Here is a 16,399-nt window from a genome sequence, read left to right on the forward strand (position 1 = left end):
CATTCCTTACGTCGCCACCTAGTCAGCGTTTATGATAAACGAGTCTTTCTCGGCGGCTTCTTTCAACAGGTCAATTGCCGTTCGCCAGTAGAAATCAAGGTGCCGGAAAATAGCGTCTGTGGGGAAGTTGGTGATGGTTAGGGTTAATTGGGTTAGGCGCTCAACGGGCGTTAGGGTAAAGGTCAGCACGCACTGATTTTCGGGCGTATTGGGTAGGTGCGACAGCGAGCTTAGATGCGTGTATTGGAGCGTTTTGTCGGGGACGTTGGTTAAAACGGTTCCTGTATTTTCGAAGTCAATGCCGTGCATGGTTCCCTTCATCCTGATCGGGCTTCCCGCTTCCCAATCGGTGATGATGTCAATCGCCATATCAGTGTCCAGCATCCATTGCTTCATCAAGTCGGGCACCGTCAAATGACGCCAAACCGTGGAGGCCTGTGCGTTAATAGTGACGGTTTTGGTGATATATGCTTCCATTTAATTCCGTTGTCGACTTTGTAAGCAAGTGTTTTACTAATAACAACCGAAGCTCTTAGTATGATTGTTTCAGATATTGCCTATTCTGGTTAATTTTCTGACATAAAAGTAAGAACCAGTAACTAGCTGAAAGTATCTAAATGGCGAGGTTGTATTCAAATGGCATAAATGGGGATATTCTGCTTTGTAATTTCAATAGAAAGACTGCGAGGGTATGAGCTTGCAGAAAACGATTTTTTACTTGATGTTGTAGGAGATTTTGAAGCACAAAGCTTCATTTAAGCACTAAATCAACTTCTTGCCAAACGCCTGTTACATGTTCAGTCTTCTTTGCCTTTATTTACTTTTATGTCTTTATAAATTAAATACATAAGTGAATAATAAAAATACTTATTCTGCTCAAATTCTTTCTTGTGCGACTTTATTTTGGGCATTACACAAAAAGTTTCTGGAGTACAAAGGATATTTTTTAGCACAATTTTCATTATATCTTTGCTGAATTGAGTGTTTTGATTTTTTAGACAATAAAAAACTGTTGAGGAGAAAAGATCAGCAATTTGTAATTCAATATTTTCTTTCGAGTCTGCGTTAACTATTTCTCCTTCAAGATTAAACCCAAGCGTTGTTCCTAAGAATTCTATCCTTGAACCAATAAGACCCATTTTATTAAAGGTCTCTACAATAGGGTTTTCAATGAACACCTTTGAGTTATCACAGATTACTTCTAATTTCTCTCCATTTTTAGACCAATCTGTCAATATCCCTAAAAGCGAGGTCATCGTCAGGTCTAAAATCCATTTTTGAGGTTGTTTTTCTTTAGTTTGAATTTCGTCAAGAATTATTGATGGATTATGCGTTATTATATCTATAAGCCACTCTATAAACGGATTTTCCTTTGATAGTGAATGAAAGCTACTTTCTTGGAATGTTTTTTTGCCACGCATTACAAGCAAGAAGTCTTCAAAAATCTTTTCTGCGGATTCGTCTTTTGTAATAAACGATGAGTAAAGTCCTGCTGCCAAAAAATCATTTAATTTAGACTTAAGTAATTAAGCAAAATTAGATTAAGTTTTTTAACTTGGTGGTATGGGACGCAAACGCCATATCCAACTTACTGATTTAGAGCAACTCACCTTACAAGAAGGGCTTAAGAACCATCCCAAGCATGAGTTTCGGCGCGGCTGCCAAGCCCTGCTATGGAACCACAAGGGTTGGGTCCTCAAGACCATTGCTGTCGCATTGGAAGTCTGCCCCCAAAGCGTCAGCAACTGGGTGACCGCTTTTGAGCAAGACGGATTGGTGGGGCTCATGCGTCAGAAAGGACAAGGCCGCAAACCCATTCTCTCCATTACCAACACCGTCCACCAACAGGCACTGAGTAAGGCTGTTGACGCCCATTATCAGGATGCTGGCCGCATTCAAGCCCACCTACAGACCGCCTTGGGCCAGCCTATGAGCCGCGATACGGTCAAACGTTTTCTAAAAAAAACGACTACACCTACCATCGCTTACGCCGAAGCACCAAAGCCAACCAGAACCCGGTAAGCTATGCCGACGGGCTGGCTCGCTGGCAAATTTTACTCACCCTGTGGGTCTGTGGTCTGATTGACCTCTACTTTGCCGATGAAACCGGTTTCGCTCAGCAACCCTATGTGCCTTATGGATGGCAGAAAAAACACCAACCCCGGTTACTACCAGCCCGCACAACAACCAAACGGCTCAACCTGCTGGGGTTGTTACGATTAGATAACCACCTAACAATTTATCACAGCGAAAAGCCTTTAACGGGTGCTTTCGTGGTCGAGTCACTCACTCATTTTGTGAGTCAGCCACGGCCCAAACCCATCGTCATCGTTCTTGATAACGGCCCAATCCATCGCTGCCAATTGGTTTACGACCACCTAGCGGAGTGGGAAGAGCAAGACGTTTATCTATTCTTTCTACCGGCCTACAGTCCGCATCTGAACCCCATCGAAATTCTATGGCGGATGATGAAGTACCGCTGGCTGACGAAAGTGAACTACCTATCATGGGGGCACTTGAAAAAGGCCATCTTTGCCATCATCAAAGCCTTCGGCCAAGATTACCACATTGATTTTACCGAGCTACAAGTCAAAAATATAATTCCATTTAATTCTGCCTGATTACTTATAAAAGATTTCGCTTGAAGTTAAATATGGTTCAATTCCATATTCTATAATTTTTGCAGCGAGCGCATATTTTTTGTCATGAAATACTATTCTGGCAAATTTTCCATACCTTTTAAAAATATGACTTATTACTTCTCGCCCCTTTTGATTATTTACTATTAGTTTTCCCTTTATTTCGGAATTTTGAATATTGTAATTGCTGTAAATGTAATTTTTTATTTCTCCTGTTGCTTTGTCGTCAAGTTTTATGCCTGAATAAACGAAATACGGTTGTGCCCTTTCAAGTAGGTCCGCACCTGTATATCCAGATTCGTCACAAAATATTTTCATTATCGTAGTGTATTTTGGGCTGATGAATAACTCCTAAATATGCGAAACTGTACGAGTCGTATTTCGCAATATCGCGAAACATAGGGTGTATTTGCGAATGTTTCTGCCAATTCATAAAAACGCCCTTTTGAGAGAAGCGTCACAATGCCGACGACACTGGCTACCAGTACTTTGCGGACACCAATTTCGTTCGTCCGTTGCTCGGCAGAGAAGGTTACCAAACCGAATAAGCCGATGCCAGATTCACGACCGCCAATACGATGCTAACGGCAATTTATTTTCCGAGTATCGCCCCCTAACTAGCCTTCTTATCTTTTTCTTTTGCCTTTTCGTACGCTTCTAAACATGTGCCAAGCGGTTTGCCCTTGTTGTGAATACAATCGCAAAATTCTTCACAAGCTTTTGGATCACTATTGCCAGGACAACCATTCCAGCATTCCTCCGGGGCATTACCAGGTCTGATGTCGTACATGACATTGTTTAAAACGATAACCGCTGCCAGCGTTGCCACGACACCGCCAAAAAACAGGAATGGAAATTTGCCAGTTGAGGGCTTTTCGTTCGCTATGTTAGCCTGGAAGGGTAGAATCGGTTTTAGCCGATCATAGTCCCAACATAATAAAAATAAATTGGCCAACAGCATAAATGTTGCCGCCCGAGTGCCTTCAAACCGAACGGAATAAGTGAGCACACAAACATTCAGGATAATCGGGAAGCTGCTAATCGCACCAATAAGGGCAGTTCCTGGAATGAGTAATAGGATGGCAACGATTATTTGCCCAACCCCAATAAATGTATAGTAGTAGCCGGTATTCAGTAACGCATCAAAATATTGTCCCAATGGGTGATTATGGGATAAGCCAGCGGCAAATCGCTCCCCTGAAATTTTCACATAGCCTGAAATTGTCCAGGCAACAGCCAAAGCCAGACGACAAAAAACAGCGAAGTAGTGATACCATTTGTTTCCCTTTGCCTCATAATAATAGTGTTCAAGTTTATTCGACATGATGAATGACGTCTGTTTTTTAGGATCGAGGCATCTTTTTACTTGCCGCTCATGGCCCCCAAAAACAAAGACTACTCACTCCGCAAACTCCTCACTGGATTCATCAAGGCGGCTTTTACACTCTGGAAACTTACCGTCAGCAGGGCAATACTCACCGCTACAAAACCCGCCAGGGCGAACATCCACCACGCCATATCAATTTTGTAGGCGAAGTCGGCGAGCCATTGGTTCATGGCGTACCAGGCGAGGGGAGCGGCAATGATGATAGCGATCAGAACCAGTTTCAAGACATCTTTCGAGAGGAGCGTCACGATGCTGATGACGCTGGCACCGAGTACTTTGCGTACACCAATTTCTTTCGTTCGTTGCTCGGCGGAGAAGGTCGCTAAGCCGAATAAGCCCAGACAGGAAACCAGCATGGTGAGCAGCGAAAATCCGTTGAAGAGGGTAATCATGAGGTTATCTTTTCGGTATTGAGCATCAAAGGCCGCGTCCAGAAACGTGTATTCGAAGGGGAAGTTTGGGTAGTGTTTCTGCAAGGCGGCTTGTACCAAGGGCAACTGTTCCGGCTTCATTTTCAGCGTCAGGTTGGCGGGTGGCGATGCGTTGAAAACCAGTATGACCGGCTCAATAGCGGTGTGTAGCGAGCGGTAATTAAAATTTCTGACCACGCCAACCACCTTGCCTTTGTGCATGAATCCTTCCATCGGCTGGCCAATGGCCTGCTTCCAACCCGCCTGTTTCACAAAGGCTTCGTTAACCAGAAAGGCCCCATTCTTATCGGCTTCGGAACCCGCCAATACATTCCGACCACTCACTAGTTTCATATTCATGAGAGGCAGAAAACGCTCATCAATAGATAGATAATTGCCCATGACTTCCCGTTTTTTACCCACCGATTGAAAAATAGTCGTTGCTTTGACCAGAATGGCATCGGGCTTAATGCCCGACCCAAGCGATGCATCCTTGATTTCGGTTCGTTGTCGTAAGTCATCGGTCAGGGCATAGGCCGACATTCGGGCCAGCGAATCGTCGGGGAGGTGAACGGTGAGTACCTGCTCTTTCGTGAAACCCAGATCAACGCGCTGCATGTACTTCATCTGCGTATGAGCCACCAACACCCCGACAATCATGCCCACCGCCAGCACAAACTGAAACACTGTAATTGCCTGCCGAAGCCCGAAACCTCGTCCCAGTCCTCCCGTTTGTTTCCGTAATACCATCGCCGTATTAAAGCCAGACAAGACAAAGGCCGGGTAGAGTCCACCCAGAAAGGACGTACTCAGCAACGCAATGCCCGCCATCAGCAAACCGTCGCGCCAGGGTATATCAAGCTGGATTTGCAATAGCTCGTTGAAAAAGGGAATGCTGATTTCCAGCAGGATAATCGCCAGAACGACAGACAGGAAACTCAACAGAAACGACTCGAATAGAAACTGACCCACCAACTGTCGCCGTAACGCACCGCTGGCTTTTCGGATGCCCACTTCCTTCGCTCGTCCGGTAGCTCTGGCCGTTAACAGATTGATGTAGTTGAGCAAGGCGATGACCAACACAAAACCCGCCAGAAACAAAAATAAATAGCCATACTGTTTATTGCCCTTCGGCATATCGGCCAGTTTACCCTGACTAAAGTGGACGTCTTTTAGGAGTTCAGTCTGAAACACAACGGCATAGCCAGTGGCGCCCACTTTCTTAAGCTCTGGCTGAATATAGGTTTTGCTGAGTAAGGCCAGCTTCTTGTCAAAGGCGTTTAGATTGGGGGTTTGTCGGAACAAAACGAACGTATACACCGGAAAATCATCGACTAGCCAGTCGGTATAGGTCGAATAATCTTTGGCCAGCAATGCGCTGATTTTCATGTCGGCGTTGGAAGGCAAATCGGCCATGACGCCCGTAATTCGATACAGTTTTTTGTTACAAAGAAACGTCTCGCCCAACACATTTGTACAACCAGCGTATTTCCGGGCAAAACGTTCAGTAACAACCGCTGTGTTGGGTTCACTCAGTGCTTTTGTAGCGTTGCCCTCAACGAACGGGTACGTAAAGACCGAGAAAACGTCCTGCTCAGCATAGTACACATCGGGTTCATGGCGCAAGTCAGTCCCGTACCGAATCGTCGCCGACACGGGTTCGAAGCGGGCAGCGGTCTCCACGTCCGGGTAATCCCGTTTCAGCGCGCTGGCCAGTAAGATTGAGCAGGAGGCTACTGATATGGGGGCATCGGGTGTGGTTAGATTCGTTGTTACCCGAACAATTCGGTCAGCATTAGCATGAAAACGGTCGTAGGTGAATTCATGCTTCACGTACATCACCATGAGCAGGCAAGTGGTTAGCCCAACGGCCAATCCCCCGACATTCAGGCCAGTGTAAAGTTTGTTAATCCAAAGATGGCGACGAGCGATTTTGAGGTAGTTTCTGAGCATGGGGCAGGATAAATGGAATGCGGTCTATTGATAGAATGCCAGATTTCTTCTGACAGTACATCAATAGACCGCAATAAGGTGCAGAACGGTTGGTTTTCAGTCTGTTAAAAATAGTTAAGGCTGCTTGCAGAGGCTGGCGCGGGTGTTTACCCGTGCCTTTTCATTTCGTCAGTATTTACTGACGCTTTGTACAGTTTAGTCTGCGCCAGCGAATGCTGGCTTTATGAAAGGGCACGAGTAAATACTCGCGCCAGATAGCACTTATTACTTCGCTATCACCAACTCATCCTTAACCTTTCCGTCTTTATCATAGACCGTATACGTCAGCTTTTTGCCCTGGATGTCCATTAATTGATAAAAAGGGCCGTTTTTGTACCGAAGGGCTGCATAGGGTTCATCGGGCCAGATTTCGTGCTCGCTGGGAATGCCGATAGAGATAGTGTAAATCGTTCCCTGGTCGGGAGTTGCTACGTCTTTGCCGTTATGCGTGGGTTTTGAGCGCATGTAATAATGCACGTGTCCGCTCATGACCATGTCCACGTGATATTGGTCGATGAGTGGTCCCCAGGCTTTCCGAATGTCGGCGTAATCTTCTTCAAATGTGTAGGGCGGAAAATGGAGGAACATAAACTTCCAGTCAGCTTTTGATTGGGAAAGTTGCTGCTTGGTCCAGGCCGTTTGAGCCTCGATGGGAGCCGTCGCATCGATCATCAAAAACAGCGCGTTTTTGTAAGTAAATGCATAGGTCTGCTCGTCGGGTACTTCAGGGTGTTTCGGGCCATTGTGCGGCAAACTGAACATCTGCTGATACATCCACGCGCCCAGCCCATCCTGACTGTCGTGATTACCGGGAATCGGCAATAGTGGTTTGGACTGGAAAACATTTCCCGCATACTGCCACAATTCGTCCCACTCATCCCGATGCAAACCCGTGCTGACTAAATCGCCAGCTATCGAATAAAAGGCGATGTTGGGGTGTCGGATAAGCGTTTGCTGAGCCATTTCCCCAAAAACAGGCGATTTGTGCGTATCCCCGAACCAGATAAACGAGAAGCCCTCATTCGTAGTGGATTGCGTCTGAAAAGAAGCCACTGACGACCAGCCGCCTTTGGACGAACCTACCTGATAGGCATACGTTTTGCCCGGTTGTAAGCCGGTTAACTGCGTCGTAAACCGATGTACGTATCGATCATTCTGCAAGAGCCTATCTTCCATTGTATAGCGAACGGCGGCTTTGGTAAGGGTGTCATGGCTTCCCTTGAGCCAGTATTTGGTAACCCCACTCGGTACCGATGCAGCTGCCCGCCATTGAATGTCCTGGGTCGTGGTAGGGGAGCCGCTCCAGCTAAGTAGGATGTGATCGGGCCGAGCGTTGGACGGAAATTTGGTTCGTCGGAAAGCGCCTACTAGATGAGCTTCTCTCGCTCTTCCCCGAATCGTCTGAAACAAGGTTTGGCCGTGTAGTGACTCGGGTACTTCGTTCAACGTCAAGTCGCTCCAGTCGTGGTAAGTAAAGGCTCCCTTTTGAAACGTAGTGAACGTTTGCTGGGCCGGAAAAATGGGCGTGATACGCAGCGAATCGTTCGGGTGTAGTGCCTTTGCGCTAATGAAATAGACGGGCCGATGTTTATCGAATCCATTGATTCCTAGCGAGACCACGCCCGCTTCAAAGGTCTTTTGCCAGACTTCGTAGGTATACTCTTCGTTCTTGACAATCAGTTCCGTCTTACGAAAGCCACTGTCTTTGAGCCAGAATGGAAGAACTTTCTGTGCTTTGTCACGCATGAGCGAAACTACAACCGGAACATTGGCCCGAAACACCCAGTACTGCGTAGCCAGCACCTTTTTTTCCTGCGGAGTCAAAAATGAAAGCACGAAATTCTGCTGAATCGTATCGAGTTGTTGAGGCTGGTAAGTTTTATACAACCGAGTAACAACGCCATCCATCACAGCTTTCACGCTGGCCTTGGGTTGGGGTGTGTCACGAGCCGTAACAGCAGAAAATAGAAGCAAAAACGGAAGTAGAAACGGAAGTAGAAACGATCCGGGAAGTTTCATGTAGCCAGCTAGTTGGAGAGACATCGTCTACCAATAGTACGTCTGGCTTCTCGGCAAAGGCTATTTGCTGACTGTTAATTTTTTGTGAATGATGGCACAAGGCTGGAGCCTTGCGCCATCATTCACTCACTCCGCAAACTCTTTACCGGGTTCATTAGCGCGGCTTTGATACTTTGGAAACTCACTGTTAAAAGCGCAATGCCCACAGCCAGCAAACCCGCCAGGGCGAATACCCACCATTCGATGTCGATTTTGTAGGCGAAATCGGAAAGCCATTTGGTCATGACCCACCAGGCGAGGGGAGAAGCTAGTACAATGGCAACAAACACCAGTTTCAGAAAGTCTTTGGAGAGTAGAGCCACGATGCTGGCAACGCTCGCACCGAGAACTTTACGTACACCGATTTCTTGGGTTCGCTGTTCGGCGGAGAAGGTTGCCAAACCGAATAAACCCAGACAGGCAATGAAAATGGCGAGGGCTGAAAAGATGCTGAACAGGAGGCCGTATTGCTTATCCGACTGATATTGCTGTCCGTAAAATTCGTCCAGAAAGAAATAATCAAGCGACGATTCTGGGAACAACGATCCCCAGATCGTTTCTACCTGTCCTAGCAAATTCTGCGGATTGTCGGTTCGAAATTTGATCGAGTAATAATCCGTCGGAATCCAGCTAAAGGCTGGGTCCATAAACAGAATGATGGGCGTAAACGGTTGATGCAGCGACTGCTGGTGGTAATCTTTCACCACACCAATAATTTCGCTGGCTTGCTTCGGTGTGGTTTCCAACGCTATTTTTTGCCCGATGGCCTGTTCGTTGGATGTAAATCCGAATAGTTTAACAGCCGACTCGTTGAGCACCAAAGCCGTTGAATCGGCGGGGCGGGTTTTGTCGAAACCGCGTCCGGCCAGTAAGCGCAATCCATAGGTCGGCATGAAGTCGAAATCGACTTTCAGCATTTCGACGAGTTTATTGTCGGCGGCACTGGCTTCGAACCGGCGATTGGCCAGAAACTGCCCTACCTCTTTGCCGGGAACAGAACCTGAGCCTGTTACATTCGAGACACCGGCCAGCGCGTTGATTCGTTTTTTGAGGAGTTCAATTTTACCCGCATAATCAGGCGTGTTGACCGGCGATTTAAGAACGACGGTTTGATCCGTAAGCACACCAGGGCGCTGGTTCATCATGTAAGCCGTTTGCCGATAAACGACCAGTGTACTCACCAACAAAATGACCGAAATGGCAAACTGCACAACAACCAGCGATTGCCTAAACGACCGCTCTCTGCCCGAAAAACGAAAACGCCCTTTCAGTACGGAAGCCGGTGAGGACCGGAGCAAGACCGTTGCCGGATAAAGGCCTGTCAACACAATACCCATCAACCACAACGCCAGAAAGCCGAGAATCACCAGTGGGTCGCCCCACACGCTTTGCGCGGAATGCAGATGTAATGAGTCAGGAAGTAACTGCGCGGCAATGATCACCATCGGTATGGCTAGAACTAGTGCAATGGTGTGTACCAGTAGCGATTCGATGACGAACTGGAACAATAGCATCCGTCTGGTAGAGCCGATCATCCGCCGAACGCCCGCTTCTTTGGCCCGGTGCATCACCCGTGCGGTGGTCAGATTGCTGTAATTGACCCAGCTAATCAGCAAAATGACGAGCGCGATCACCGATAGGAAATTAACGGCGGTTCGGTTGCCTTTTACTTCAATTTCGTTCGGAGTTGCTGGGTTAAGGTGTAGGTCCTGAAGAGGAACCAACTGGATGCCCCACGTAACATCCCGCATGGTCGGCTCGGTTTTGTAGTGCTCAGCCAGTGCCGGAAATTTGGCTTCTACCTTGCCGGGATCAGTATGCGGTTTGAGTTGCACGAACGTGTAGCTGGCATGCTGATACCAGAAATGCCAGGCGCGGGGAGGGGCGGTTCGGCCAGAAATCAGCATGTCGAACTGCATGGTCGAATTGACCGGCAAATCCGCAAAAACGCCCGTAACCTGACAAGTCAACTGCTGCGACCGGGTACTGATTTCGAGGGTTTTTCCCAGTGGATTCTGTTTGCCAAAATACTTGTGAGCCGCCGACTCTGACAGGACGACGGAATTAGGTTCGTTTAGAAACGTTCGTCGGTCACCCTGCACTATGGGATAATCGAAAAAGGTAAAGAAGTTTGAATCGGCCAGACAAACATGCGGTTCGCGAAACTTCTGGTTTTCGTAACGAACAACTCGCTCGGAATTTCGCCAGACGATGCGCGTGAAGCTTTCCACCTCCGGAAAGTTCGCTTTCATGGCCGGAGCAAAGCCGTTCGTACTCGTCGCCCAATGCTCTGATTTGTGCCCTCCTCCATAAAACAGCGTCTCTACCCGATAAATGGGTTTGCCATCGGTCACTGCGCCCTGATCGTAACTCTGTTCAAATCGAACGTACTGAATCAACAGGCCGCAGGTAGCCAGGCTGAGCGCCAAACCCGTAATGTTGAGGAGGCTATATAACCGCTGTTGACGAATCGATCGCCAGGCAATTTTGAAATAGTTTGATAGCATGGTTTTATGTAGAGACGCAACCCTTTGCGTCTCAGACTTTACTAACGCTAAAATTGCTGACGCATAAGGAGACGCAAAGGGTTGCGTCTCTACGTTATTCCGATCTTAATGATTTCACCGGGTTCATCAACGCGGCTTTGATACTTTGGAAACTAACTGTCAATAAAGCCACGCCGATGGCCAGGATACCCGCCAGCGCGAACATCCACCACTCGATATCAATTTTGTAGGCGAAGCCGCTCAGCCACTGACTCATAGCATACCAGGCAATAGGCGAGGCAATGAAGGTAGCGATTAGAACCAATTTTAGGAAATCCTGCGAGAGTAAAGCCACAATACTGCCAACCGAAGCCCCCAATACTTTCCGCACGCCAATTTCTTTTGTGCGTTGCTGGGTTGCGAAAGCAGTCAGGCCGTACAAGCCCAGGCAGGCGATCAGTACCGATAACAGCGAGAAGTAAAAGAACAGCGTAGCGAATTGAGATTCGGCCTGGTATTGCTCGTTGAGCTTTTTATCCAGGAAGTTATATTCCAGATAAGACGTCGGAAAATGCTTTTTCCACTGGCTTTCGACCCAGGCAATGGACTCCTGCGGATGTTGCATATCGAGTTTCAGAATAATCCGGGCAAAACTGCCACCCCGAACAAGCATCGCCAACGGTTCGACTTTATGCTGTAGTGAATTGAAATGAAAATCATTGACTACCCCAACAACCGTTCCCTGTCGGCCGCTCATCGCGAAGGGTTTTCCGATGGCCTGATCGGGACTTTTCCAGCCCAGAGCCTTTACTGCCGATTCGTTCAGCAGATAATTCTGGGTAGTGTCGGTTCGGGCGTCGGTTGGGAATTCACGGGACAAATTCCGACCGGCAAGCAGCTTTATGCCCATCACGTTCAGGTAGTCGTAATCAATCGCCAGCCGGTACATGCTGGTGGAAACTTTCTTGCCCTGATGATCAATGGTGTTGATACCATTATTGCCCAGACCACCAACCAGAATACTATTTGAGGTCGTCATTCCCTTGACCAATCCAGTTGCCAACACATCGTTTTTAAAGGCTTCGATGTTGGATTCAACCTGTCGGTCGCCGTTGATATTCAGCGTGAGTAGGGCGTCTTTTGTGTAGCCTAAATCTTTGTGCTGCATGAACGACATTTGATTGTTAATCACCAGAATGCCGATCAGCAAAATAACCGTGATGGTGAACTGTAAAACCACCAGCGATTGTCGTAGCCAGTTACCTTTGGCCGAGGTTGAAAAGGAGCCTTTCAGAACCGTCGTCGGTTTGTAGGACGAGATGACGAAGGCTGGGTAAAGTCCTGACAGTAGCCCAAGTAGCAGCGATATGCCCAGCATAAAGCCCACTAAACCCGGTGAATCCGTAACGGAAATGGCTTTGCCTGTCAGGAGTTGAAAAATAGGCTGAATGAGTTGACAGAACCCTAACGCCAGCAAGAACGAAATGATAACCAGCACAAAGGCTTCGATCAAGTATTGGCTGACTAGCTGACTTTTCAGGGCACCAATCACTTTCTTGACGCCCACCTCTTTGGCGCGTTGAACCGACCGGGCTGTTGCCAGATTCATGTAGTTTATTCCAGCCAGTAGTAAAATCAATAGCCCCACTGTGCCGAAAATATACAGGTTATTCAGGCTACTGGTTGGGTTGATTTCATACCGCCGATGCGAGCTAAGATAGATGTCCGTTAGGGGTTGCAGCGTGTAATCCGTGCGACCGCTAACGTTGTATTTTCGCATGATCGGTGCAATATGCTTCTCGTAGAATTGAGGCAGTTTCCCTTCTAAAGCTTTAGCGTCGACGCCGGGTTTCAGCAGAACATAGGTATAATAGCTATTGTCGCCCCAGGCATCGGACGACATAAATTGACGTCGGTCGGAGGCAATCAGGGTTTCGAACGAAGCTAGAAAGTTGAACGTAAAATGGGCATTTTTAGGCGCATCGGGCATCACCCCCGTGATTTTATAAGGCAATCCTCGACCGGTGCTATCGTGGAGTAAAATGGTAAGCGACTGCCCAATTGGGTTCTGGTTGCCGAAGTACTTCTTGGCCATACTTTCAGTCAGGACAAGGCTGTACGGATCGCGTAAGGCCGTTTTCGGATTGCCCTGCGTGAGATGATAACTAAACACATCAAAGAAGGAAGGGTCAGTCAGCAGAATACCTTCTTCGAAAAATTGCTGCGTTCCGTTTTTTACAATCGCGTCGTTCTGATCGAACCGAACGTAGTTTTCAATCTCAGGGTAATCGTTTTTCAGGTTAGGCCCTATTGGTACCGACGATACAGCCTGATCGAACGTTTCGGTTTCATTGATAATCGTTAAGGCTACCCGATAAATCCGATCCGCTTTTTCATTGAAGCGGTCGTAACTCCACTCGCTGCTAATCCAAAGGGTAATCAGGGCAAAGCAGGTCAAACCGGTCGCTAATCCGCCAATATTGAGCAGCGTATACACCCGGTTCTTGTTCAGCGTTCTGAGGGCGATTTTGAGATAGTTTGTTAGCATGAGATAGAAGGGATTTTGTAGAGACGCAATCCCTTGCGTCTCCGTATGCGTCAGCAATTTTAACGTCAGCAAAGCCATTCAGTCAAGGAGACGAAAAAGCCATCCGGGGTATGAGACGCAAAGGGTTGCGTCTCTACTCGCTTCGTAATGATTTCACCGGATTCATCAACGCGGCTTTCACGCTTTGGAAACTCACTGTTAACAGCGCAATGCCTACGGCCAATAAACCCGCCAGGGCAAACATCCACCATTCAATGTCAATCTTGTAGGCGAAGTCGTTTAACCATCGACTCATGGCGTACCACGCAATCGGTGAGGCTATGAGGATAGCAATAAGCACCAGCTTCAAAAAGTCTTTCGACAGTAAGCCAATAATGCTGGGGACACTGGCTCCTAGTACTTTCCGAACCCCGATTTCTTTGGTTCGTTGCTCCGCCATGAAGGCGGCTAGCCCGAACAGACCCAGGCAGGCGATCAGGATGGCGAGAGCAGCAAAGGTTAATGCAATGGTACCCACGCGCTGTTCGGCCCGGTACATTTCATCGAAGCTGTCGTCCATAAACTGATAGCTGAACGGCTGGCCGGGTGCCATCTGTTTCCATTTTGCTTCGATTTGAGGGACCAGATCCGTAATATGAGCGCTACTGAGCCGGAAGGTGATAGCTCCTGAATTTGGCTGAAGGATCATTGATAACGCTCCGATGTTACGACGGAGGGATTCAAAGTGGAAATTCTTCACAATACCGACGATTGTATACAGCTTCCGAACTTGCAATTGAGCGTCTTCAAAGCGCCAGATTCGCTTGCCGATCGGATTACTGTAGCCTAGTGTACGGGCGGCTGTTTCGTTCAGAATAATTCCCGACGAATCAGAGCCAAAAGCTTTTGACAGATTTCGTCCCTGCACAATCTGCATGCCCATCGTTTTTACATAATCGTAATCGATGCTCCAGGCTTGCATATGAACGCTCTTGTTTCCGTCTGACTGTCCTTCGGCGAAGAAGGCACAGTCTGTGCGCTCTGAGGGTGTTGGCAGAAAACCAGATGTGCTGCCACTGACCACGCCGGGCAAACGCAATATCTCTTGTTTGAAGGTTTCGGCCTGATTGCCAATTGAGTACGTATTGTTGATCGTTAATAATTGCTCTCTGCTAAAGCCGAGGTTCTTCGTTTGAATATACGTGATTTGCCGATAGACAATGATGGTGCCGACGATGAGTACCACCGACATGGCGAACTGAAAGACCACAAGTCCACTCCGTAACCCAGCACTTTTGAAGCTCACATTTATTCGGCCTTTAAGTACCGAAATTGGCTTGAACGACGAGAGCAAGATGGCTGGATAACTCCCCGCCAGCAAACCAACAAGAATAGGTAAGGCAATGAGGAAGGGTAAATAATGAGAAGAGACCAACTGAGCGCTACTGAGCGACTTGGCCGAGATCTTGTTGAAACCCGGCAAGGCAATGGCTACAATAACCAGCGCCAGCAGCATAGCTAGTACAGTTGTCAGAATTGACTCAGTCATGAACTGACCAATGAGTTGCTGCCGTTCGGAGCCCATCACCTTTCGAACGCCCACTTCTTTTGCCCGATTGGCCGAGCGGGCGGTAGACAGATTCATGAAATTGATGCAGGCAATAAGCAAAATAAAGAGCGCTACCGCCGAGAAAATGTAGATATATTGGCTATCGCTATTTGGCGCAAGCTCAATTTGTTGTTTTGAGTGCAGGTGAATATCGGTCAGAGGAATGAGCCAGTAGCTCAACTGATTACCCGCTTTGCTAAACTTCTCCAGCGAAGAACCCGTGAATTGCATCACCTTCGGACCAATGTATTTCTTAACAACGGTGTCGAAATTCCGGGCAAAAGCTGTCGGATTGGTTCCCGGTTTTAGTAAAAGGTAGGTGTGATGATTGTGGCTAAGCCACTGTCCCCATTGGTAATCATCGTTGAGCATGCTCAGGAAAAAGTCGCTGTGGAAATGCGAATTCTGGGGCATGTCACGCATCACTCCCGATACCTTGAACGTCCTGTTATTATCGAATACCAGTGCTTGGCCCATCGGATTCTGATTGCCAAAGTATCGCTTTGCCGCCGATTCACTGATCACCACGGTATTCGGCTCGGCTAGTGCCCGTTTAGGATCGCCCGAAACGAGTGGAAGGGTAAACACATCGAAGAGGGTCGAATCGGCAAAGGTGATGTTGTCTTCCCGAAGATTGGTGGTCTCGCCCGCTCGTTTTACCGACCAGGTTCCGCGTTGATGAAGTCGCACAAACTGCTCAACTTGCGGATAATCTTTCTTGAGTGTTTCACCCATCGGGTCGGGTGAAACGGCAAAGTGCATGTCGTTTCCACCAAACTTAATGTCGGATTGAATACGGTAGATGCGGTCGGCTTTGGCGTTGTATCGGTCGAAACTCAACTCATCCAGCACGTAAAGCATAATGAGCATGCAACAGGCCAGCCCAACGGCCAATCCGAAGATATTGATAAACGTAAAGCCCTGTTGTTTGCGGAGTGTACGCCAGGCGATTTTGAGATAGTTAAGAAACATAAAAGGCTGGGTTTTGACGCAGGACGAACGTGCAAGAAACACATAAAACCGTACTGCGTATGAGCCACCGGGTCGGCATTTGGAAACTACCAACAGATAACTCATTACCCCAAATGTTGTACCGAAATGGTAATCTACTTACAGACAGGGTATTAGTTTAAAAGTTTGACTCGAAAATGTCCGAATCTGGACAGCTGGCGGACAGCCACGGACAAAACAGAGGAATAGTTGCCGCTGCTTACCCACGAGCAGTTTGGGGCAACTAACCCCTGAATGTTCGGCGTAGTTCATACTACGCTCAACTAAAGATTTGCTGTTT

General features: G+C 47.7%; 10 protein-coding genes and 1 pseudogene. 2 read left to right on the forward strand and 9 right to left on the reverse strand.

Annotation, left to right across the window (positions count from 1 at the left end; all coding sequences use genetic code 11):
• Positions 1-18: 18 nt before the first annotated feature.
• Both H3H32_RS35790 and H3H32_RS35795 read right to left on the reverse strand, forming a co-directional pair.
• A complete protein-coding gene (locus H3H32_RS35790; RefSeq protein WP_182460460.1) occupies positions 19-477 on the reverse strand; it encodes an SRPBCC family protein in 459 nt (152 codons plus the stop codon).
• A gap of 320 nt (positions 478-797) precedes the next feature.
• On the reverse strand, positions 798-1,499 hold the full coding sequence (locus H3H32_RS35795; RefSeq protein ID WP_182460461.1) for a DUF3800 domain-containing protein: 702 nt from the start codon (positions 1,497-1,499) through the stop codon (positions 798-800).
• 64 nt (positions 1,500-1,563) lie between these two features.
• Here H3H32_RS35795 and H3H32_RS35800 point away from each other — a divergent pair, with 64 nt between their 5' ends.
• Both H3H32_RS35800 and H3H32_RS35805 read left to right on the forward strand, forming a co-directional pair.
• On the forward strand, positions 1,564-2,022 hold the full coding sequence (locus H3H32_RS35800; protein ID WP_182458126.1) for a helix-turn-helix domain-containing protein: 459 nt from the start codon (positions 1,564-1,566) through the stop codon (positions 2,020-2,022).
• Positions 1,977-2,621 (forward strand): annotated as a pseudogene (locus H3H32_RS35805) (IS630 family transposase); the annotation flags it as partial. The gene H3H32_RS35800 and the pseudogene H3H32_RS35805, both read left to right, overlap by 46 nt.
• Here the strand turns inward: H3H32_RS35805 and H3H32_RS35810 are convergent.
• From H3H32_RS35810 to H3H32_RS35840, 7 genes are all read right to left on the reverse strand, one after another.
• Positions 2,622-2,957 carry a DUF3800 domain-containing protein gene (locus H3H32_RS35810; RefSeq protein ID WP_182460462.1) on the reverse strand — a complete coding sequence of 112 codons (336 nt, stop codon included), beginning with the start codon at positions 2,955-2,957 and terminating at the stop codon, positions 2,622-2,624.
• Between the two features lie 295 nt (positions 2,958-3,252).
• The gene (locus H3H32_RS35815; protein ID WP_182460463.1) at positions 3,253-3,963 is read right to left on the reverse strand and encodes a DoxX family protein; all 711 of its coding nucleotides are present in this window, start codon (positions 3,961-3,963) and stop codon (positions 3,253-3,255) included.
• A 71-nt stretch (positions 3,964-4,034) separates the two neighbouring features.
• A complete protein-coding gene (locus H3H32_RS35820; RefSeq protein ID WP_182460464.1) occupies positions 4,035-6,389 on the reverse strand; it encodes an ABC transporter permease in 2,355 nt (784 codons plus the stop codon).
• 264 nt (positions 6,390-6,653) lie between these two features.
• Positions 6,654-8,447 carry a purple acid phosphatase family protein gene (locus H3H32_RS35825; RefSeq protein ID WP_182460465.1) on the reverse strand — a complete coding sequence of 598 codons (1,794 nt, stop codon included), beginning with the start codon at positions 8,445-8,447 and terminating at the stop codon, positions 6,654-6,656.
• 122 nt (positions 8,448-8,569) lie between these two features.
• Positions 8,570-10,993, reverse strand: a complete 2,424-nt coding sequence (locus H3H32_RS35830) for an ABC transporter permease (RefSeq protein ID WP_182460466.1) — start codon at positions 10,991-10,993, stop codon at positions 8,570-8,572.
• Positions 10,994-11,087: 94 nt separating this feature from the next.
• Entirely contained in the window at positions 11,088-13,520 is a 2,433-nt protein-coding gene (locus H3H32_RS35835; protein ID WP_182460467.1) for an ABC transporter permease, read from the reverse strand.
• Positions 13,521-13,653: 133 nt separating this feature from the next.
• On the reverse strand, positions 13,654-16,080 hold the full coding sequence (locus H3H32_RS35840) for an ABC transporter permease (protein WP_182460468.1): 2,427 nt from the start codon (positions 16,078-16,080) through the stop codon (positions 13,654-13,656).
• Between the last annotated feature and the right edge of the window lie 319 nt (positions 16,081-16,399).

The sequence above is a fragment of the Spirosoma foliorum genome (genome assembly GCF_014117325.1).
Lineage (GTDB): Bacteria > Bacteroidota > Bacteroidia > Cytophagales > Spirosomataceae > Spirosoma > Spirosoma foliorum.

Excerpts from the sequence above, each read along its gene's own strand:
- H3H32_RS35800 (WP_182458126.1), top strand. The coding sequence starts at position 1,564 with ATGGGACGCAAACGCCATATCCAACTTACTGATTTAGAGCAACTCACC.
- H3H32_RS35810 (WP_182460462.1), bottom strand. The coding sequence starts at position 2,957 with ATGAAAATATTTTGTGACGAATCTGGATATACAGGTGCGGACCTACTT.
- H3H32_RS35820 (WP_182460464.1), bottom strand. The coding sequence starts at position 6,389 with ATGCTCAGAAACTACCTCAAAATCGCTCGTCGCCATCTTTGGATTAAC.
- H3H32_RS35835 (WP_182460467.1), bottom strand. The coding sequence starts at position 13,520 with ATGCTAACAAACTATCTCAAAATCGCCCTCAGAACGCTGAACAAGAAC.
- H3H32_RS35815 (WP_182460463.1), bottom strand. The coding sequence starts at position 3,963 with ATGTCGAATAAACTTGAACACTATTATTATGAGGCAAAGGGAAACAAA.
- H3H32_RS35840 (WP_182460468.1), bottom strand. The coding sequence starts at position 16,080 with ATGTTTCTTAACTATCTCAAAATCGCCTGGCGTACACTCCGCAAACAA.
- H3H32_RS35790 (WP_182460460.1), bottom strand. The coding sequence starts at position 477 with ATGGAAGCATATATCACCAAAACCGTCACTATTAACGCACAGGCCTCC.
- H3H32_RS35825 (WP_182460465.1), bottom strand. The coding sequence starts at position 8,447 with ATGAAACTTCCCGGATCGTTTCTACTTCCGTTTCTACTTCCGTTTTTG.
- H3H32_RS35830 (WP_182460466.1), bottom strand. The coding sequence starts at position 10,993 with ATGCTATCAAACTATTTCAAAATTGCCTGGCGATCGATTCGTCAACAG.